This window comes from Acetobacter conturbans (assembly GCF_011516755.1).
GTDB lineage: Bacteria > Pseudomonadota > Alphaproteobacteria > Acetobacterales > Acetobacteraceae > Acetobacter > Acetobacter conturbans.
Window position 1 is genome coordinate 76,385 of sequence record NZ_WOSY01000011.1, and the last position, 20,531, is coordinate 96,915.

A 20,531-nucleotide genomic window follows, 5' to 3' on the forward strand; every position below is an offset into this window, starting at 1 on the left:
ATGTCCACCTTCCCCACCACTCTGTTCACCGGTCACCGCTTCGCCGTTCTGGGACTGGGCCGCAACGGTGCCCCTGCGGCAAAGGCACTGGCAGCGATGGGTGCGGATGTGCAGGCATGGGACGATGGCGAAGCCGGACGCTCTTCACTCGATGATGCAGGTTCTTTTTCCGGCACGCTGACGGTCGCACCCATCGAAACGCTCGCCGGGTTCGACGGACTGGTGATGTCGCCGGGCATCCCCCACATCCTGCCGAAAGTGCATCCCGTCGCGGCGATGGCGAAAGCGGCAGGCGTGCCGATCCTGTCTGATGCAGACCTTCTCTTTCAGGCCGTCCGCAAGGCCGGATCGAAAGCGCGGTTCGCTGGTATCACCGGCACAAACGGCAAATCCACCACCACGGCGCTTCTGGCACACCTGTTGCGCTGCGGCGGCCTGCAGGTCGCGGAAGGCGGCAATCTGGGACCGGCTTCCCTGTCCCTGCCGCTTCTGCCGGACAACGGCGTCTATGTGCTGGAAATGTCCTCCTACATGCTGGAACGGCTGGCCACGCTGCATTTCGATACGGCCTGCCTGCTGAACCTGACACCCGATCATCTCGACCGGCACGGCGACATGACGGGCTATGCCTCTGCCAAGGCCCATATCTTCGACCGGATGGACGGCGGCGATCTCGCCGTGATCGGCAATGGCGATACGTGGTGTCGCGAGATCACCGCGACGGTGAAGGCGCGCGGCATCGCGGTGGAAACGATTTCGGGCCAGGATGACGAGGCTGCGGATTTCCATCTCCACGATGGCGCCGTGGTGAGCCACGGCATGATTATCGCGCGTCCGGGCGCCACCCTTCCCGGCAACCACAACGCCGAGAACGCCTGCGCGGCGCTGGCCATGGCACTCCGTCTGGGGATCACGCCGGATGTGCTGGCCAGAGGGATCGGAGATTTCGCGGGACTGGCGCACCGTCAGAAGCATGTCGCGGATATCAACGGCGTTGCTTATGTGGACGACAGCAAGGCTACCAATGCCGACGCGGCCTCCCGCGCTCTCGGCTGTTATGAAAAGATCGTCTGGATCGCGGGCGGCACGGCCAAGGCCGGTGGGATCACGGATCTCGCGTGCTATTTCCCCCGGATCGTGAAGACTTTCCTGATCGGTAAGGACGCACCGATGCTAGCGGAAACGCTGGCGGAACATGGCGCGGCCCATGAAATCGTCGGTGATCTGGAGCACGCCGTTCCAGCCGCGAAGGAAGCGGCGGAGATGGGGGGAGCGGATGTCGTCCTCCTCTCCCCGGCCTGCGCCAGCTTCGACCAGTTTCCCGGTTTCGAGGCACGTGGTCTGCGGTTCGCTGAACTGGTGCATGGTCTGGAGGGCAAGATCTGATGGCCCGTTTTTCCCGCATCGACAACTCGGCCCTCGGACGCTGGTGGCGCAGCGTCGATCATGTGACGCTCGCCTGCGTCGGCATCCTGATCGGTTTCGGCTATATCCTGATGCTGGCCGCCAGCCCGGCCGTGGCGGTGCGTATCGGTGCATCCCGCAACATGTTCATCTTCAAGCAGGTGGTGTTTCTGACGCTTGCCGGGCTCGTGACCATCAGCGTGTCGATGCTGTCCCGCAAGGGCGTGATCCGTATGGGTTTCATCGGCAGCATGATCGCCATCGCGGCCACGGCGATGACCCTTGTCCACGGCATCGAGATCAAGGGCGCACGACGCTGGATCGCCCTGCCGATGATGTCGGTCCAGCCCTCCGAATTCCTCAAACCGTGCTTCGCCGTGCTGACCGCGTGGCTGCTCTCGAAGCGCCATGAACTGCGCCGCTTTCCGGGGATGCTGCTCGCGTTCGCCTGTTATGCCGTCATCCTGATCCTGCTGAAATCCCAGCCCGATATCGGCATGCTCACCGTCGTCACCACGGTTTTCCTCGCCCAGCTTTTCGTGGACGGTTTGAACCTCATCTTCATCGCGGGCGCGGTGGGCACGATGATCGCTGCGGGCATCGCGGCCTATTTCCTGTTTCCGCATGTTCATTCGCGTGTCGAACGCTTCCTGCATCCGGGCGTGGGCGATCACTACCAGATCGACACGGCAATGCGCGCTTTCGGCAACGGCGGGCTCTTGGGGCGTGGTCCCGGTGAAGGCCGCGTGAAAGACCTGCTGCCTGATGCCCACGCCGACTTCGTGTTCGCTGTCGCGGGCGAGGAATACGGCCTGCTGATCTGCCTGTTCATCATCGTGGTGTTTGCCACCATCGTCATCCGGGCGCTTCTGAAACTGCTGCGGGAGGATGATCCCTTTCTCATTCTGGCGACAGCGGGTCTGGCGACCGGCTTCGGGTTGCAGGCCTTCGTCAACATGGCCTCCACCCTGCATCTCATCCCGACCAAAGGCATGACGCTGCCCTTCATTTCCTATGGTGGCTCCTCCGCGCTCTCCATCGCGCTGACCATCGGGATGCTGCTGGCACTGACACGACAGCGGGTGGGACAGAGTCGCCTAAGCCGCGCGCTGACCGAAACCCGGGGCACATGGAAAGCCGCAGTATGATGACAACCACCCCACATGCCTCCTCTTCTGGTCCCATCGTCATCGCAGCAGGTGGAACGGGCGGTCATTTCTTTCCCGCCGAAGCGCTGGCGGACATTCTCGTCGGTCGGGGTTACCGCGTGGCACTGATGACGGATGCCCGCGCGGGGAAACGCACCAGCGGTGTCTTCGCCACGGCGGAGCAATTCATTCTGGCGGGCGCGGGCGTTGCAGGACGCGGACCGGTGCGGGCCGTAAAAGGCGGTCTTGCACTCCTGCGCGGAGCCCGCGAGGCCCGCTCCATCATGGCGAAACTACGCCCTGCTGCGGTGGTCGGTTTCGGCGGCTATCCTTCAGTGCCGCCTCTGCTGGGAGCGCGTCTGTTGCCCAAAGCAGCACGGCCGAAAATCATCCTGCATGAAGGCAACGCCGTGCTGGGCAAGGCCAACGCCTTCCTCGCTCGGTTCGCCGATGGCATCGCCACGTCCTTCACCAGCGTGAAGGGCCTTCCTTCGGGCTCGAACGTCACCCTCACCGGCATGCCTGTGCGACCAACCATCACGGCGCTGACGGGCGAAGGCTATGTCGCGCCGTCCTCGAACGACACGATCCGTCTGCTCGTCTGGGGCGGCTCGCTCGGCGCACGGGTTTTTTCCGATATCGTGCCGGGCGCGCTGGCGATGTTGCCGCTGCCACTACGTGAACGTGTGACGGTGACGCAGCAAGTCCGCGCGGAAGATATGGAGCGTGTGCGCACAGCTTACGAAGCAGCAGGCATCGCAGCCGAACTCGCGCCGTTCTTCTCCAATGTCGCGGAACTGATGCGTCAGGCGCATCTCGTTATCGGTCGCGCGGGCGGCTCCTCGGTGGCGGAACTGGAGGTTGCGGGACGCCCCTCGATCCTCGTGCCACTGCCGGTCGCCGCGAGCGATGAACAGACCGCGAATGCGATGGCGCTTCAGGGTGTGGGCGCGGCATGGATAGTCCGGCAGCCCGATTTCACCGAAGATGCGCTATCCGCCCTGCTGGCGATGATGTTCACCGATACAGGAATACTGACCGCCGCAGCGTCCGCTGCCGCGAGCCTCGCACGACCGGATGCCGCAGCCCGTCTGGCGGATATGGTCGAGGCGACCTTGCGCGGCCAGACAGGCGGGAGCTATTCCTCCCCGGTTTCCGCCACCCCTGCGTCCCCCCTGAACACTGCCCCGACCGTGGAGTCCAAATTATGAGAGCCCTGCCGCTGACAATCGGTACCATTCATTTCGTCGGTATCGGCGGTATCGGCATGTCGGGCATCGCCGAAGTGCTCCATCTGCTGGGCTATGTGGTCCAGGGTTCGGACATGAACGACAGTGCGAACGTCCAGCGTCTTCGGGCCGCAGGAATTTCGGTGGCCATCGGCCATGACGCCGCCAATCTGGGACAGGCGCAGGTGGTGGTGATCTCCACGGCGGTCAAGCGCGACAACCCGGAAGTGGTCGCCGCCCGCAGCCGCCTGATCCCGGTCGTGCGCCGCGCCGAAATGCTGGCCGAACTGATGCGACTGCGCTGGTCCGTGGCCATCGGCGGCACGCACGGCAAGACCACCACGACCAGTCTGGTCGCCGCCGTGCTGGAAGCGGCCAAGCTGGACCCCACCGTCATCAATGGCGGTATTATCGAGGCGTATGGCACCAACACCCGCATGGGTAAGGGCGAGTGGATGGTGGTCGAAGCCGACGAAAGCGACGGCTCCTTCCTGCGCCTGCCTTCCGTGATCTCGGTCGTCACCAACATGGACCCCGAGCATCTCGACCACTGGGGAACGGCGGAAGCGATGGAGGCGGGTTATGACCAGTTCGTTTCCAACGTGCCTTTTTACGGTTTTGCCGTGCTGTGCATCGACCACCCCGCCGTGCAGCAGATGATCCCCCGGCTGTCCGACCATCGCATCGTGACCTATGGCTTCTCGCCGCAGGCCGACGTCCGGGCCGAAAAAGTCATCACCGACAAGCTGGGCGCTACGTTCGAGGTCCAGATCACCGACCGTACGCGCCGCCGTTCGCGCAAGGCCGGACCGTTCCGCCTGCCCATGCTGGGCAATCACAACGTACAGAACGCGCTCGCCGCCATCGCTGTCGCCACCGAGATGGACATTGACGACGCCACCATCCGTTCGGGCCTCGCGTCCTTCCGGGGCGTGAAGCGTCGTTTCACGCGCTGCGGAGAAGCGAACGGCATCACGGTGATCGACGATTACGGCCATCACCCGGTGGAGATCGCCGCCGTGCTGAAGGCAGCGCGACAGGCTGGTGCACGTCAGGTGATCGCGGTCATGCAGCCGCACCGTTATTCCCGCATGCAGATGCTGTTTAACGAGTTCTGCACCTGCATGAACGATGCTGACACGGTGATCGTATCGGATGTTTACGCAGCGGGTGAGGAGCCTATCGAAGGGTTCGACCGCGACAAGCTGGTGGAAGGGCTGCGCGAGCGTGGCCACCGCTCCGTCGTGCCGCTGACCGATCCGGCTCATCTGGCTGAAATGATCAACGCAATGGCCAAGCCGGGCGACTATGTTGTCTGCCTCGGTGCGGGAACCATCACCAACTGGGCGCACGCGCTGCCGGGTGAGCTTCTGGCTCTTCAGTCGAAGCAGAAAGGGGCGGCATGACCAGCGCCGCGCCCCCGTCCGAAGCGGTCACGACAGCCGGCAACGCAATTGCCGCTTCACTCGGCGATGTGCGCGGGCGTGTCTCGGTCAGTCAGCCGCTCGGACCGCGCAGCTGGTTCCGCGTCGGTGGCCCGGCAGAATGCCTGTTCCAGCCTGCGGACGCTGAGAATCTGGCCAGTGCATTGCAGAGACTGTCTCCGGAAATCCCGGTCACCACGCTGGGTGCGTGTTCCAATATCATCATCCGTGACGGCGGTATTCCGGGACTTGTAATCCGGCTGGGCGGTGCATTCGCGGCCATCGAGAGCGACGGGAACGGCCTGATCGCTGGCGGCGCGGCTCTGGATGCGACGGTCGCCGAAACCTCCGCGAGCAAGGGGCTGGGCGATCTTGAGTTCCTCGCAGGCATCCCCGGCTCCATCGGTGGCGCGGTGCGGATGAACGCGGGCGCTTATGGCTCCGACATGGCGGCGGTGCTGGACTGGGCGGAAATCGTCTCGCGCGACGGCACCCTGATGCGTCTTGATGCCTCCAGTCTGCGATTTGGCTACCGGCGTTCTGCTCTGCCTGACGGAGCCGTGGTGGTCCGCGCCCGCCTGCGAGCACAACCGGCCGATCCGGCTGCCGTTTCAGCACGCATCGCGGAAATTCGCACGGCACGCGAAGAATCGCAGCCGGTACGCGCTCGTACGGGTGGTTCGACTTTCCGCAACCCGCCCCCGGAGCAAAGCCACATGAAAGCGTGGCAGCTCGTGGATGCTGCGGGATGCCGTGGCCTGACCATCGGCGGGGCGCAGATCAGCGAAAAGCACTGTAACTTCATGCTCAATACCGGCAACGCCACGGCGGCGGATCTGGAAGCTCTGGGCGAGGAAGTCCGTCGGCGTGTGCGGGAGAAATCCGGTGTGACGCTCGAATGGGAAATCAAGCGTATCGGTCTGAAAACGGACGGTGGGCAGGGAGAAACAGCATGAGCGCGGTGCGTCGGGTAACGGTTCTGATGGGTGGCGCCTCCGCCGAGCGTGAGGTCAGCCTCTCCTCCGGTAAAGGCGTTGTCGCGGCGCTGAGGGAAGCCGGTTATGAGACCCACGGCCTCGATGTCACCCGCGATCTGGCGGCACTTGTCGCCGGCCTGGCCGAGCAGAAGCCGGATGTAGTGTTCAACGCTCTGCATGGGCGTTTCGGCGAGGACGGTGCCGTTCAGGGTGTGCTGGAATGGCTTGGGCTGCCTTACACCCATTCCGGAATCCGTGCCTCCGCAAACGCGATGGACAAGGAAGCGTCCCGGCAGGTGTTTCTGACCGCCGGGCTGCCGGTGGCGGAAGGGCGTGTCGTCTCCATTGAGGAACTGGCGGAAGCAGACCCTCTCCCCCTGCCCTATGTGGTGAAACCGCTGGATGAGGGATCGTCAGTCGGCGTGTCCATCATCCGCGAAGGCACGAACCAGCGGGGGCGGGTGCTGGAGGAGTGGCGTTATGGCCCGGTCGCGCTGGTGGAACAGTATATTCCCGGCCGCGAGATCACCGTCGGAGTGCTGGATGGCGATGCGGAAGGACCGAGGGCGCTGACGGTGACGGACATCACGCCGAACGCCGCCTCGGGCCACGATTTCTACGATTATGCCGCGAAATACGGTGCGGGAGGCAGCCGTCACATACTGCCTGCCGACATACACCCCGACGATTTTGCCAGAGCCTGCGAACTGGCCGTTGCCGCTCACAGGGCGCTGGGCTGCACCGGCGCGTCACGGTCGGATTTCCGGTACGACGACACTGCCGGCGATGGTCACGGACGAATCGTCCTGCTGGAAGTCAATACGCAGCCGGGCATGACCCCGACCTCGCTGCTGCCGGAACAGGCGGCCTATTGCGGCATTTCCTATCCGGAACTGTGCAGCCTTCTGGTGAAGGACGCGCTTCGTCGGGCGGATACTGCCCGTCGATGACGCGATCTCCGCTCCCTCCTGAAAACCGCAAGCCAGAGGAAGGCAACCGTTTCCGGCATACGAGCCGGGCGGATCGCCCTTCGGCGATCGGGCTGTTCTGGCGACGCCACAAGGGTAAGCTGAAACCGCTGTTCGTGCTTGGTTTTCTGGGAGCTTGCGGCTGGTTCTTCCTGTCCCGCCACGAAGCGCAGTCGGTTCTGAAGCCGCTCCTGACGACAATGCAGGAGAAACTTCCTCTCAAGATCACCACCATCCGGATCGAAGGTGAGAATCTCACCAGTCTGGATGCCATTCACGAAGCCCTTGGTATTTCCGTCGGCGATCCGATGCTCGGTTTCGATGTAAAAGCAGCTCGCGACCGTCTGAACGCCCTGCCTTTCGTTGAAGATGCCAGTGTCGAGCGGCGTTTTTCCGGCGTGATTATCGTGCGTCTGACCGAACGGCCGCCTTTCGCGGTCTGGCAGCACAAAGGACAGTTCATTCTCATCGACCGTGAGGGTAATCCGGTGCCGGACAAAGGGATAACCAGCAAGGATGCGAAAGCATTCATGCAGCTTCCACTTGTTGTGGGCGAAGGAGCCGAGCACGGCGCGGCAGAACTTCTGGATGCCATGGCCAAAACGCCGGATGTGGAGGCCCACATGACGGCCGCGACACTGGTAGGGGGCCGTCGCTGGACCCTGACCCTGAAGGACGGCGCTTCCGTGTATCTGCCAGAAGCCGCCGAACCACAGGCCCTGACGCGCCTCGAAGAGCTCCAGAAGCGTTTCGGCCTGCTGGACCGCCCCGTTGAAATCATCGACCTGCGATTGCCCGACCGGCTGACCATAAGGGAAAAGCCCGCGCCTGCCGCTCCCCCGACAACCGATGCCCCGGCCCCCTCCGAAGCGACGCCCTCACCTGCTTCTCACGAAACAAAGGGTGCCCAGAAGGCCGAGCCGATGAAGAAGTCGGGAGGCACGGCGGAAGGACATGACCATGCAGCGATGCCTCATGGCGACGCACCTGTGAGCAGCCCGCGCGCTCCGTCCCAGAAGCATGAGAACGAACACGCCGACAACAACGAGGGAGTCCTTCCATCATGAACGATCTGATCGTTTCCGGGCAGTCCTCCCCGTCTTCAGGCACAGCGAAAACGGGACGGCTCCGGGGCAGTGAGCGGCAGAAGCCCCATGAACCGGGAGGCAGCCTGCTGAACGCTTCCGATGGACGACCGGAACCGCGCGCCTGGCGGAGCGGACTGGTGGGCGTGCTCGACATCGGCTCGACGAAGATCACCTGCCTGATCGGTAAGGGCGAACCGAACGGCACGCTCCGTGTGCTGGGTCATGGGTGGCTCCGCTCCAGTGGCGTGAAAAGCGGCGCGATTGTCGATCTGAAAGCAGCCGAAGCCATCATCCGGCATGTTGTCGGGAATGCGGAACGCGAAGCGGAACGGTCACTCGACAAGGTGGTGGTGAACCTGTCCTGCGGACAGCCCGAGAGTCGCCTGTTCAATGTCCACTGGCCTATCGGTGGCCGGGAAATCACGGATGCGGACATCCGTCGCATCGTCACGGAAGGACGCATGAAGGCGCAGTCCGAAGGACGGGCGGTCATTCACACACTCCCGCTCGATTTCGCCGTGGACGAGACCGACGGTGTGACCGATCCACGGGGACATCTCTGCGAACAGTTGCGCGCCCGTCTGCATGTCATCGATTCTTCGTCGACGGCCCTCCGGACTCTCGACGCGCTGCTGGGGCGGGCTGAACTGAAGCTCGACGCACTCGTTTCCGCCCCGCTGGCGTCCGGTCTGGCCGTCACCAATGCCGACCAGCGACAGGTCGGCACGACGGTGATCGAAATGGGTGGCGGCACCACGTCACTGGCCGTTTTCGCAGACGGACAGTTGCTTCACACGGCCCAGATCGGCATCGGCGGTGAACATGTTACGCGGGATATTGCGCGGGGTCTGGGGACGTCTACAGACAATGCTGAACGCCTGAAGACGATGCACGGCCACGCGGACCTGTCGGCTGACGATGACGGCGTCACCATACGGATTGAACGACAGGGCAGCGACATGCCGAGCTTCGAAGCCATTCCCCGCGCCGTTCTGGGTGACATCATCCGTCCCCGGATCGAGGAAACGTTTGAACTCGTCAGGGATCGTCTGGACAGTGCCGGACTGGGTCATCTCGCGGACGGACGGGTCATCCTCTCCGGTGGTGGCTCATTGCTGGATGGCGTCGGCTCCGTCGCAGCCCGTATCCTGAACCGTCATGTTCGCCTTGGGCGCCCGCATAATGTCAGCGGACTGCCCGAAGAATGTGCCGCAGCCAGTTTTGCAACGACCGTTGGTCTGCTGACATGGGCGGCTTCGGCTGAACGCCCTTTTGGGGACATAGAATTCACCGAGGAACGTCCGACCGGCTTTTTAAGCCGTCTTGTCTCTTTCATTCGGGATCGCGTCTGACACGGCATTATCAATATGTTTATAGTGTTGGATAAATTTTCATTCACAGCCCGAGTCGCGCGATATACCATGGCGGCTCTTCCGCGCCTGTCTCGTCCAAGGAAGCGTAAATGACTCTTAACCTCACCGTCCCGCCGCAAAACCATTCAGATTTCACACCGAAGATTACAGTGATCGGCGTCGGGGGTGGCGGCACGAACGCTGTCGACAACATGATTCTTGCCGATCTGAAGGGTGTTGAGTTCGTTGTCGCAAACACCGATGCGCAGCAGCTTTCCAGCAGCCGCGCGGATCGCCGCATCCAGCTTGGCCCGCACCTGACGCAGGGTCTGGGTGCTGGTGCAAAGCCGGAAATCGGGCGCGCGGCGGCGGAAGAGGCGGCGGACGAACTGTCACGCCAACTCGAAGGCTCGCACATGGTCTTCGTGACGGCGGGAATGGGTGGTGGAACAGGCACGGGCGCGGCTCCGATCGTTGCGCGTATGGCCCGCGAGCGCGGCATCCTGACGGTCGGCGTGGTCACGAAGCCCTTCAGCTTCGAAGGCCCCCGTCGCGCCAAGGCCGCAGAAGAGGGAATCACCGAGCTTCAGCAGTATGTCGACACGCTGATCGTCATTCCGAATCAAAATCTTTTCCGCATGGCCAATGAACGCACGACCTACAAGGACGCGTTCAAAATGGCCGACAACGTCCTTTACATGGGCGTTCGTGGTGTCACCGACCTCATGGTGGCGCCGGGCCTCGTCAACCTCGATTTCGCCGATATCCGCACGGTCATGGCCGAGATGGGCAAGGCGATGATGGGCACGGGCGAAGCCGAAGGCGAAGATCGTGCACGTCTGGCCGCAGAAGCCGCGATTTCGAACCCGCTGCTGGAAGACACGTCCATGGCTGGCGCACGCGGGCTGCTGATCAACATCACGGGCGGCGATGACCTCACCCTGTTCGAGGTCGATCAGGCCGCCAACCGCATTCGCGAGGAAGTGGCCGAGGATGCGAACATCATCTTCGGTTCGGCCATCGATCCGGACCTGAACGGCAAGATCCGCGTTTCCGTCGTGGCGACCGGCATCGACATGCCGTCCTCGAAAAACGAGGTCGTCGAGGAACCGCAAGCGCAGCCCGAAATGGCTCCCCAGCAGGCGAATGCGACGGGCGCCCAGCAACCTCCCATGTTTGGGAACGCTCAGCAGGCGCACGCTTCGGCAGCAAACCCGGCCTCTCATCCCGTTGGCCAGCCGCAGCGGCCTGCACCAAACTTCAGCCCGAACGTCACACCTGCGCAGTCTCACAACGCAACAGGCGAGGCCGCCGGTCGTGGAGCATCGCCACGGGACGGGCTGTTCACGGCCACGCATCGCCCTGCTGCGCCCCGCGCTCCCGAGCCGCCGCCGTCCCGCAGTCTTTTCGGCCTGATGACCGGCGTTCTCCGTCGTCCGAGCGAGCCGCGCCAGCAAGAGCCCGCGCCTCAGGTGACGCCTGCACCGCGTCCCGAACAGGAAGGCCCCACCGTCCGTCCGACCCAGGCCGATGACGGTGGACTGGATATTCCGGCATTCATGCGCCGCCAGTCCTGAAACAACCGCGTTACCCGGCGTTACAGAAAACCGGAGCTCTAGGGCTCCGGTTTTTCTTCGTCTGAAGAAATCCGTTCTCCGGCCAGCTGTGGCTTAAATGTCACTGGTAATAGGACGCAATAAACATTGACTGGAACCCTGAAGGTCATCGGGTATTTTAACTGACAAAATCAGGTTCAAAGAACCATCAGTCAGGTCGAGAGAATATCAATGGAAAGCTTCAGTCCTGATCCCGTCGCTCTACTCGAAAGGGAAGACGAAGGATTTTCGTCAATGCTTCAGGATATTGCTTCCTTCCCGAGATCATCAAAATCGACACCGACGGTGACAGCTCTTCAGACCACTCTGCGGTTTCCCATTACATGCGCAGGCGTTGGGCTGCACACCGGTCGCAATATCACCTTGCGGATAGAACCCGCCCCAGCCAGCACCGGCGTCGTCTTTCACCGAATCGATATTGCGGGAACACCCATTCCGGCCCGTTACGATCACGTCGTGGAAACACGCCTCAGCACGGTCATTGGCAGTAAAGACGACCACCGCAACCGTGTAGCAACCATTGAGCATCTGATGGCGGCCCTCTCAGGCAAGGGCATCGACAATGCCCGTATTTTTCTGGATGGGCCGGAAGTGCCTGTTCTGGACGGCTCATCTGCGGATTTCCTTTTCCTTCTGGATTGTGCGGGCCGGGTCAAACTGGAGCAGCCCCGCCGGGAAATCGAGATTCTGAAGCCTGTGCGCGTGCAGGAAGGCAGCGTCTTCGCTGAACTTCTGCCTAATGCCAGAAACGAGCTGTCTCTTTCGATGACCATCGACTTCCCTGCCCGTGCCATCGGGCGGCAGAGTCTGGGAATCACGCTTGATGAAGCCGCCTTCCGCAAGGAAGTCTCATTCTGCCGCACCTTCACCAACCGACAGGAAATCGACGCCCTGAGAGCGGCCGGACTGGCGCTTGGCGGTTCGCTGGAGAATGCGATCGTCGTCGACGAAGAAAAAGTGCTGAACCCGACAGGCCTTCGCGCACGCGATGAGTTCGTCCGCCACAAGCTTCTGGACGCGGTTGGCGATCTCTTTCTGGTCGGCGCGCATCTCCGCGGCCGGTTTGTCGGGCACAAGTCAGGTCATCATCTTAACAATATGTTGCTGCGGACTCTGATGGCTGACATCTCGGCCTGGCGGGAACTTCCCCCCGCAAGTGGCATCGCCTCATCCCGTCAGGCGGCATGATCGCGCTTTCAGTGTTCGGGCGTGAATGATGTCCGAAGGGTCATGGAACGGACAGAACATCTTTCCGTCGATTTATTCCGTGCTATAACGCGGCCAGTAAAACGAACACGACAGACAGTGAGTTGATACGTGCCGCAGCAGCCAATCTCGCGCATCCGCCCCAGAGTGTCGTCGAGGCTGGTGTCCCTTACCGCGTACAGTTCCGTTCTGCTTCTGTCGGGATGCTCGCTCTTCAAGACCACTCCGCAGGAAAAACCCTCGCAGACGATCGCATCCGCCGACACGCTGTATAACAACGGTATCGATGCGCTCCGCACCCAGCGTTACAGTGTTTCCGCGATGCAGTTCGAAACGCTGCAGCAGAACTATCCCTATTCCGGATATACGGCGAACTCCCAGCTGATGGCGGGTTACGCCTACTATCTTCAGAATAAATATCCTGAAGCCGCGCAACAGCTCGATCGCTTCATCGAACTCCATCCGACAAGCCCGGACGCGGCTTACGCCTTCTACCTGATGGCGCTCTGCTATTATGAGCAGATCGGCGACGTCTCGCGCGACCAGCAGATGACCGCCGAAGCGATGTCACGGCTTGAAGACGTCATCGCCCGCTTTCCGCAGACAAAATACGCACGTGACGCCCAGCTGAAGATCGACCTCTGCCGCGACCATCTCGCAGGCAAGGAGATGCTGGTCGGACGCTATTATCAGCAGCAGCGAGCGTATCAGGCCGCAGTTGGCCGCTATCAGCGCGTGGTGCAGGACTTCCAGACCACGAACCATGTGGCTGAAGCACTGGACCGTCTGGTCGAAGTCTATCTCAACCTTGGCCTGACGGATGAAGCACGCCGCACCAGTGGTGTGCTGGCGTATAACTATCCGGACAGCAAATGGTATCGTTACGCCTATAGCAACCTGAAAGAATATCACCTTCTTTCGAACAGGACGCCCGTGCCGGGCAAACTGATTGCCTCCCCGGCTGTCTCGACAGCAAGCCCGGCCCAGTCGGCAGCTCACGGCATCGGGCGTGCTGACGCGCCACCGTCCCTGTCCGCCGCGCCTGTTGCGCCGGTTTCGGCCAGCCAGCTTTCCAACGGCACGAACGATGATGGCTCGACGCTGACCAGCAATCTTGCTCACCCCGGAGTTCCTGCTTCGGAGAGAGGCGCACGCAACTCTTCTCACTGATGCATCCATGCAGAAGAACGGCAGGCTTTCGATCGTAGCAATTCACAGGCACGGTCAGCGCCTGCCGTTTTTCACAATTGCCAGTCCCCCTATCAGGCTGAGCAGGACCGGAGACTGCCGGAAGACAGAACGGAGCGAATGTCCGTCATGCTGAGTTTTCTTTCCATACGCGACGTTGTCCTGATCGAAACTCTGGAGCTTTCCTTTCATCCCGGCCTGACGGCCCTCACCGGTGAAACCGGTGCAGGTAAATCCATTCTTCTCGACAGCCTGGGGCTGGCTCTGGGGGAGCGCGCCAATGCACGTCTCATCCGGGCAGGCGCGAGCGAAGCCCGGGTTACGGCCAGTTTTGAGGTTCCGGGAAAACATCCGGTCAGGGAACTCCTTTCCGAACAGGATATTTCCGCCGACACCGACGAGGCGCTGATCCTGCGTCGCACGATCGGAGCCGATGGCCGGTCCCGGGCATGGGTGAACGACCAGCCGATCGGCGTCGGCCTCCTGCGCCGCATCGCCGCAATGCTGGTCGAGATTCAAGGGCAGCACGAGCAGATGGGTCTCGCCGACCCGACCACGCACCGTGATCTGCTTGATGCTTTCGGCGTCCCCGTCACACTCAGGAGCAAAACGACCTCTCTTTATAAAGCATGGCGGGAAGCCTGCCAGACGCTGGAAATCGCCCGCAAGGACATTGCCTCCGCCGCCCGCGAGGAAGAATGGCTGCGTCACACCATTGAGGAACTGTCTTCACTGGCACCGCAGTCCGATGAGGAAACGGCTCTCGCCACACAGCGTCAGGCGCTCCAGCGCAACGAACGCCGTAGCGAAGCCGTCGCCGCGGCCCTGTCGGAACTGACCCCACGGGACCGTCGTAATTCCGGACCCGCCGCCGCGCTTCGCGCCGCCAGTCGCGCCCTCCACAGGCTGCTCCCCCCACCCGGTCGCGACACCGACGATGCCGATACGGAGTTTGGTCAGCAGCAGGCTGGCGCGCAGGAAGCCCTTCAGGCGCTGGACAATGCGGAAGCAGCTCTCGCGGACGCCGAGTCCCTGCTGACACGACTGGTGGCGGATCAGGAAGCCGACCCGCGCCTGCTGGAGCAGGTGGAGGAACGCCTGTTCGCACTGAGGGCCGCAGCCCGCAAATTCGAAACATCTGTTTCCGATCTGCCCGATCTTCTGCAACGCCTGTCAGCGCGTCTGGATGCCCTCGAAACCGGCACAGCCCGGCTTGAAGCGCTCGAAATCGCGGCTGTCGAAGCGAAACAGGCGTACGTCGCGGCGGGTGAAGATCTGTCCGCACAGCGCGCCAAAGCAGCCCGCAAACTGGAAACGGCCATCATGGCCGAACTGAAGCCTCTCAAGCTCGAACGCGCCCGGTTTGTCGCCGAATTCTCACCGCTTTCCGAAGAACAGTGGAGCCCGGCTGGACTGGAACAGGTCACCTTCCTGCTGGCCGCCAATCCCGGCCAGCCACCCGGCCCACTGGGCAAGGTCGCATCGGGCGGCGAACTGTCGCGGCTCATGCTGGCCATCCGGCTTGTGCTGGCAGGCCGGTCACCAATCGGCACGCTGGTGTTCGATGAAATCGATTCCGGCGTGGGTGGCGCCACGGCGGCGGCGATTGGCGAGCGCCTCCACAGGCTGGCTCAGGACATGCAGATTCTGGCAGTGACCCATTCCCCGCAGGTGGCGGCGGCGGCAGATCATCATCTCCGCATCGGTAAGCTGGTGAAGAACGGACAGACACAGACCAGCGCGGCTCCCCTTCCCGCTCCCGCCAGGAGGGAGGAAATCGCCCGGATGCTGGCCGGTGACGTGGTAACGGATGCGGCGCGCGCCGCTGCCGAGAGCCTGCTGGAGAAAAAATAATGGAAACGGAGCATATTCCGGTCGAGCAACTGGATGGCCCGCAGGCTCAGGCGGAACTCGCACGTCTGTCCGCCCTCATCGCTCGGCTGAACCATGCTTACCACACAGAAGACGCACCCGAAGTTTCGGATGCCGCGTTCGATGCCCTGCGGCGGCGCAATGAAGAGATCGAGAACCGTTTTCCCCAGATGATCCGCATGGACAGCCCCCGCTTTCAGGTTGGTGCTGCTCCCGAGGGAAATTTCAAAAAGCACAGACATCTCGCTCCGATGCTGTCGCTCGACAACGTGTTCGATCAGACCGAATTCGAGGAGTTTGTGCGGCGTGCCGTGCGCTTCCTTGGCCTTGATGACGAGCAGACTGCCGCACTCACTTTTGTCGCCGAACCGAAGATCGACGGTCTCTCGATCAGCCTGACCTACGAGAACGGACGCTTCGTACGCGGCACCACGCGCGGGGACGGGACAGAGGGTGAGGATGTCACCGCCAACCTGAAAACCCTGAAAAATCTGCCACTCCGTCTGAAAACGGGCGCGCCGGACCTGATCGAAATCCGGGGAGAAGTCTTCCTCGGCAAGCAGGAATTTCTCGCTATCAATGCCACGCAAGAGGCCGCAGGAGGCAAAATATTTGCCAATCCGCGCAATGCCGCCGCCGGTTCGCTCAGGCAACTCGATCCGAAGGTCACGGCGCGGCGTCCTCTGGCGCTGTTCGCTTATGCGATGGGCTTCTCGTCACAGCCTGCCGCCCCGACACACTGGGCCTATCTGGAGCAACTCCGCGAATGGGGCTTTACGGTCAATCCGCTCTCCACGCGCCTGTCCGGAACAGCGGAGGCTGAGCCATTCTTCGAAAAAATGGCCCGGGAACGTGCCGAACTGCCTTATGACATCGATGGTGTAGTCTACAAGATTGATGATCTGACCCTACAGGAACGTCTGGGTTTCGCCGGACGCGCTCCGCGCTGGGCTACTGCCTGGAAGTTCCCAGCGGAACAGGCCGTGACGCGCCTTGTGTCGATCGAAGTGCAGGTCGGACGGACGGGGGCCCTGACGCCAGTGGCAAATCTGGAGCCGGTGAATGTCGGCGGGGTGATCGTCTCCCGCGCAACGCTGCACAATCAGGATGAGATTGAGCGCAAGGACATTCGCGTCGGGGATCTGGTGCAGATCCAGCGGGCTGGCGATGTCATCCCGCAGGTCGTGGCCGTCATACCGGAAGACGGTCGTGAACGGCACGCCCCCTTCGCCATGCCGAGCCACTGCCCTGCCTGCGGGGCCTCCGTGGAGCGGATTCCCGGTGAAGCCGTCACCCGCTGCACAGGCGGCCTCACCTGCCCGGCACAGGTCGTCGAGCGGCTGATACACTTTGTCTCACGCACCGCTTTCGACATTGATGGGCTGGGTGAGAAGAGCATCACCGAATTCCATGAAATCGGACTGGTGCAGGCACCCTGCGACATATTCCGCCTCCCCGAGCATGAGGCAGAGATCGCAAAGCGCGAAGGCTGGGGTGCGACCTCGGCGCGAAAGCTGACAAAGGCCATTGAGGCAAAGCGCACAATCAGCCTTCCCCGTTTCATCTATGCGCTCGGCATCAGACGGGTGGGCGAAAACAACGCGAAACTTCTGGCCCGGCATTACGGATCTTTCACTGTCTTGCGGGAACGCATGGAGGCAGCCCGGATCGTAGGGTCCGAAGCACGGCAGGAACTGGGCGAAATCACCGGTATCGGCATGGCCATCGCCGATGAAATTGTCGGCTTTTTCGCGGAACCCCACAATCAGGCGACACTCGACGATCTTCTGTCCTATTTGACGATCGAGGACGAAATCGTTGAGGCGGGGGGGCGGCTCTCGGGAAAGGTCATCGTGTTCACGGGTTCGCTGACCACTATGACACGCCCGGAAGCGAAAGCTACGGCGGAGCGGTTGGGGGCGAAAGTCACTGACAGTGTTTCGAAGAAGACGGATCTGGTGGTTCTGGGTGCTGAAGCGGGGTCCAAGGCGCGCAAGGCGCAGGAACTGGGCATCGACACGGTGGATGAGGCGGGCTGGCGGGAACTGGCGGAATTGCCTCCGGCGTGAGGCCGCCGGAACATGCGGTAAGGCATCTCCAAATTCCGGAATATTAACTTAAAGCGAATTGCCGAAACATCCATTCCCTGCCATGATGCTGATCCCGGGAATGGATCAACAACTATAATAACATAATTCCCCGCGGACCGAATTCAGGCCTGCTTTTCCCGGGAAGAAATGTGGGCTGGGATCGCCGCGCTCGGAGAGCGTTGGTCATGACGAAATGGGTATACAACTTCGGTGGCGGCCTGAACGAAGGCGGTGCCGGATTGCGCAATCTGCTGGGTGGCAAAGGTGCCAATCTGGCGGAAATGGCTTCGATCGGACTGCCAGTGCCTCCGGGGTTCACCATCACCACCGAAGTGTGCTCGGCTTATTACGAGAACAGTAATAACTATCCGGCCGATCTTGCTCAGCAGGTGGCTGGAGCGCTGCATCGTATCGAAAAATCCGTTGGTCTCGTCTTTGGCGATTCCAATGCGCCCCTGCTTGTGTCCGTCCGCTCGGGCGCACGGGTCTCCATGCCGGGCATGATGGACACCGTCCTCAATCTCGGCCTCAACGACGAAACGGTGGAAGGTCTTGCCGCCTCGTCCAAGGACGAGCGTTTCGCGTGGGACAGCTATCGCCGTTTCATCCAGATGTATGGCTCCGTGGTGATGGGCGTTCCGCACCATCGCTTCGAAGACCTTCTGGAACAGGCCAAGCACGGGCTTGGCGTCACCGACGACACAGCCATCACGGCCTCCGACTGGCGCGAGATCGTCAGAGACTACAAGGAAGTCGTTCAGAAAGAGACCGGCAAGCCGTTTCCGAATGATCCGCAGGAGCAACTGTGGGGGGCGATCAGCGCCGTATTCGGTTCGTGGATGAATCCACGCGCCAATACCTATCGTAAACTGCACGAGATTCCGGCCAGTTGGGGCACCGCCGTCAATGTACAGGCGATGGTCTTCGGCAACATGGGCGATGACTGTGCAACCGGTGTCTGTTTCACACGCGATCCGTCCACTGGCGAAAACATTTTCTACGGCGAATATCTGGTCAACGCGCAGGGCGAAGACGTGGTGGCGGGTATCCGCACGCCACAGCCAATGGCCGCCGGTCGCGCGTCTCCTGACCAGTCTCCCATGGAGAAGGTTCTGCCGGCAGCTTATGAGGAACTCATGCGTGTGCGTGATATCCTCGAAAAGCATTACCGCGACATGCAGGACATCGAGTTCACTGTGCAGAGCAACACGCTCTACATGTTGCAAACCCGTTCCGGTAAGCGCACGGCAGCGGCGGCCCTCAAGATCGCCATCGATATGGCGCGTGAGGGTCTGATCACGCAGGACGAAGCCATCCAGCGCGTTCCGCCTGCTTCCCTCGACCAGCTCCTGCATCCGACGCTTGATCCGAAAGCGGAAAAGAATCTCTTCACGCGTGGCCTGCCCGCCTCTCCGGGTGCTGCCACAGGCGTGATCGTGTTCTCCGCCGAAGAAGTCGAGGACCGTGCCGCAAAGGGAGAGGATGTAATCCTCGTCCGGATCGAAACGTCACCTGAAGACGTGCACGGCATGCATGCGGCCCGGGGTGTTCTGACAACCCGCGGTGGCATGACCTCGCACGCGGCGGTCGTGGCGCGTGGCATGGGACGTGTCTGTGTGGCGGGTGCCGGTGGCATCACGGTCGACTACAAAGCCCAGACGATGACGGCAGGCAATGTGACGCTGAAGGGTGGTGACTGGATCACGCTCGATGGCGGCAACGGTGCTGTCTATGTCGGCAAGGTTTCGACCATCCCCCCCACTCTCTCGGGCGATTTCGGTACCCTGATGGGCTGGGCCGACGATGTCCGTCGTCTTCGCGTCCGCGCCAATGCCGAAACACCTGAAGATGCCGAGACGGCCCGCCGCTTCGGTGCCGAGGGAGTCGGTCTGAGCCGGACGGAGCATATGTTCTTCGGCCCGGATCGTATCGGTTTCGTGCGTCAGATGATCATGGCGGACGATACCGAGACCCGGAAGACGGCCATCGCGGCGCTCCTGCCCTTCCAGCGGGACGATTTCACCAAAATCTTCCGTATCATGAGCGGCCTGCCCGTCACGATCCGTCTGCTTGACCCACCGCTGCACGAGTTCCTGCCGCATGGTGAGGCCGAGCTTGAGGAAGTCGCCAAGGCAATGGGTCAGCCTGTCGAAGCCCTCCGCGCACGTCGTTCGGCTCTCTCTGAAGCCAATCCCATGCTCGGTCATCGTGGGTGCCGCCTCGGAATCTCCTACCCGGAGATCTATGCGATGCAGGTTCGGGCCATCATCGAAGCGGCGATCGCCGTCTCGAAGGAGACCGGAAAAGCCATCGTGCCGGAAATCATGATTCCACTTGTGGGCATGAAGACGGAGCTGGAGGTCACGCGCAAGACGGCTGAAGCCGAAGTCGTGACCGTCTTCAAAGAACAGGGCACCACCCTCGAATATCTGATCGGCACCATGATCGAACTGCCGCGTGCGGCAATCACGGCGGGTCAGATTGCTGAGGTTGCGGACTTCTTCTCGTTTGGCACCAACGACCTGACGCAGACGACGCTCGGCCTCTCCCGTGACGATGCCGGTTCGTTCCTCCCTTACTATGTGGATCACGGGCTCCTGCCGAAAGACCCGTTCGTGTCCATCGACCGCGAAGGCGTCGGCGCACTGGTCCGCATGGGTGTGGAAGGTGGTCGCAAGACAAAGCCGAACCTGAAGCTCGGCGTCTGTGGCGAACATGGCGGCGATCCGGACTCCATCGCCTTCTTTGAAAGCGTCGGTCTGGATTACGTGTCCTGCTCGCCGTTCCGTGTGCCTGTGGCCCGTCTGGCCGCAGCGCAGGCTACACTTGCCGCCCGGAAGGAAAAGGCTACTTCATAAAACTGTTCCGACAGTTGGACGTAGCAAATGGGGTGTTCCTTCGGGACACCCCATTTTTATTATTCTCCCTGTTCTCCGGATATTGAAATACTCCCGGAAACCGGATGGTCA

14 protein-coding genes are annotated in these 20,531 nt (G+C 61.9%); all 14 read left to right on the forward strand.

The features are described 5' to 3' along the window. The 14 genes from murD to ppdK all read left to right on the forward strand — a co-directional run bounded on the left by murD (position 1) and on the right by ppdK (position 20,420). On the forward strand, positions 1 to 1,386 hold the full coding sequence (gene murD, locus GOB81_RS12160; RefSeq protein ID WP_173570700.1) for a UDP-N-acetylmuramoyl-L-alanine--D-glutamate ligase: 1,386 nt from the start codon (positions 1 to 3) through the stop codon (positions 1,384 to 1,386). Then, the gene (locus GOB81_RS12165; RefSeq protein WP_173570701.1) at positions 1,386 to 2,552 is read left to right on the forward strand and encodes an FtsW/RodA/SpoVE family cell cycle protein; all 1,167 of its coding nucleotides are present in this window, start codon (positions 1,386 to 1,388) and stop codon (positions 2,550 to 2,552) included. The genes murD and GOB81_RS12165 overlap by 1 nt, the downstream gene beginning before the upstream one ends. Further along, positions 2,549 to 3,763, forward strand: a complete 1,215-nt coding sequence (gene murG / locus GOB81_RS12170; protein ID WP_242010236.1) for an undecaprenyldiphospho-muramoylpentapeptide beta-N-acetylglucosaminyltransferase — start codon at positions 2,549 to 2,551, stop codon at positions 3,761 to 3,763. The genes GOB81_RS12165 and murG overlap by 4 nt, the downstream gene beginning before the upstream one ends. Continuing rightward, positions 3,760 to 5,187 (forward strand): UDP-N-acetylmuramate--L-alanine ligase, encoded by a 1,428-nt coding sequence (gene murC / locus GOB81_RS12175; RefSeq protein ID WP_173570702.1) that lies wholly within the window; start codon positions 3,760 to 3,762, stop codon positions 5,185 to 5,187. The genes murG and murC overlap by 4 nt, the downstream gene beginning before the upstream one ends. Continuing rightward, positions 5,184 to 6,161, forward strand: coding sequence for a UDP-N-acetylmuramate dehydrogenase (murB, locus tag GOB81_RS12180; RefSeq protein ID WP_173570703.1), 978 nt, complete (start codon positions 5,184 to 5,186; stop codon positions 6,159 to 6,161). Before murC ends, murB begins: the two co-directional genes overlap by 4 nt. After that, entirely contained in the window at positions 6,158 to 7,132 is a 975-nt protein-coding gene (locus GOB81_RS12185; protein ID WP_173570704.1) for a D-alanine--D-alanine ligase, read from the forward strand. Before murB ends, GOB81_RS12185 begins: the two co-directional genes overlap by 4 nt. Further along, complete coding sequence (locus GOB81_RS12190) at positions 7,129 to 8,217, forward strand: cell division protein FtsQ/DivIB (RefSeq protein ID WP_173570705.1); 1,089 nt, start codon at positions 7,129 to 7,131, stop codon at positions 8,215 to 8,217. Before GOB81_RS12185 ends, GOB81_RS12190 begins: the two co-directional genes overlap by 4 nt. Continuing rightward, positions 8,214 to 9,590, forward strand: a complete 1,377-nt coding sequence (gene ftsA / locus GOB81_RS12195) for a cell division protein FtsA (RefSeq protein WP_173570706.1) — start codon at positions 8,214 to 8,216, stop codon at positions 9,588 to 9,590. The genes GOB81_RS12190 and ftsA overlap by 4 nt, the downstream gene beginning before the upstream one ends. 110 nt (positions 9,591 to 9,700) lie before the next feature. Next, a complete protein-coding gene (gene ftsZ, locus GOB81_RS12200; RefSeq protein WP_173570707.1) occupies positions 9,701 to 11,167 on the forward strand; it encodes a cell division protein FtsZ in 1,467 nt (488 codons plus the stop codon). A gap of 210 nt (positions 11,168 to 11,377) precedes the next feature. Further along, positions 11,378 to 12,394 carry a UDP-3-O-acyl-N-acetylglucosamine deacetylase gene (gene lpxC, locus GOB81_RS12205; protein WP_173570708.1) on the forward strand — a complete coding sequence of 339 codons (1,017 nt, stop codon included), beginning with the start codon at positions 11,378 to 11,380 and terminating at the stop codon, positions 12,392 to 12,394. A gap of 165 nt (positions 12,395 to 12,559) precedes the next feature. Beyond that, a complete protein-coding gene (locus GOB81_RS12210) occupies positions 12,560 to 13,582 on the forward strand; it encodes an outer membrane protein assembly factor BamD (protein WP_173570741.1) in 1,023 nt (340 codons plus the stop codon). Positions 13,583 to 13,729: 147 nt separating this feature from the next. Next, entirely contained in the window at positions 13,730 to 15,454 is a 1,725-nt protein-coding gene (recN, locus tag GOB81_RS12215) for a DNA repair protein RecN (protein WP_173570709.1), read from the forward strand. Beyond that, positions 15,454 to 17,541 carry an NAD-dependent DNA ligase LigA gene (gene ligA / locus GOB81_RS12220; RefSeq protein ID WP_173570710.1) on the forward strand — a complete coding sequence of 696 codons (2,088 nt, stop codon included), beginning with the start codon at positions 15,454 to 15,456 and terminating at the stop codon, positions 17,539 to 17,541. Before recN ends, ligA begins: the two co-directional genes overlap by 1 nt. Positions 17,542 to 17,747: 206 nt before the next feature. Then, positions 17,748 to 20,420, forward strand: coding sequence for a pyruvate, phosphate dikinase (gene ppdK, locus GOB81_RS12225; protein ID WP_173570711.1), 2,673 nt, complete (start codon positions 17,748 to 17,750; stop codon positions 20,418 to 20,420). The last annotated feature ends 111 nt before the right edge of the window (positions 20,421 to 20,531 follow it).

Coding starts and splice junctions, on each gene's coding strand:
- murD (WP_173570700.1), top strand. CDS start 1: ATGTCCACCTTCCCCACCACTCTGTTCACCGGTCACCGCTTCGCCGTT.
- GOB81_RS12165 (WP_173570701.1), top strand. CDS start 1,386: ATGGCCCGTTTTTCCCGCATCGACAACTCGGCCCTCGGACGCTGGTGG.
- murG (WP_242010236.1), top strand. CDS start 2,549: ATGATGACAACCACCCCACATGCCTCCTCTTCTGGTCCCATCGTCATC.
- murC (WP_173570702.1), top strand. CDS start 3,760: ATGAGAGCCCTGCCGCTGACAATCGGTACCATTCATTTCGTCGGTATC.
- murB (WP_173570703.1), top strand. CDS start 5,184: ATGACCAGCGCCGCGCCCCCGTCCGAAGCGGTCACGACAGCCGGCAAC.
- GOB81_RS12185 (WP_173570704.1), top strand. CDS start 6,158: ATGAGCGCGGTGCGTCGGGTAACGGTTCTGATGGGTGGCGCCTCCGCC.
- GOB81_RS12190 (WP_173570705.1), top strand. CDS start 7,129: ATGACGCGATCTCCGCTCCCTCCTGAAAACCGCAAGCCAGAGGAAGGC.
- ftsA (WP_173570706.1), top strand. CDS start 8,214: ATGAACGATCTGATCGTTTCCGGGCAGTCCTCCCCGTCTTCAGGCACA.
- ftsZ (WP_173570707.1), top strand. CDS start 9,701: ATGACTCTTAACCTCACCGTCCCGCCGCAAAACCATTCAGATTTCACA.
- lpxC (WP_173570708.1), top strand. CDS start 11,378: ATGGAAAGCTTCAGTCCTGATCCCGTCGCTCTACTCGAAAGGGAAGAC.
- recN (WP_173570709.1), top strand. CDS start 13,730: ATGCTGAGTTTTCTTTCCATACGCGACGTTGTCCTGATCGAAACTCTG.
- ligA (WP_173570710.1), top strand. CDS start 15,454: ATGGAAACGGAGCATATTCCGGTCGAGCAACTGGATGGCCCGCAGGCT.
- ppdK (WP_173570711.1), top strand. CDS start 17,748: ATGACGAAATGGGTATACAACTTCGGTGGCGGCCTGAACGAAGGCGGT.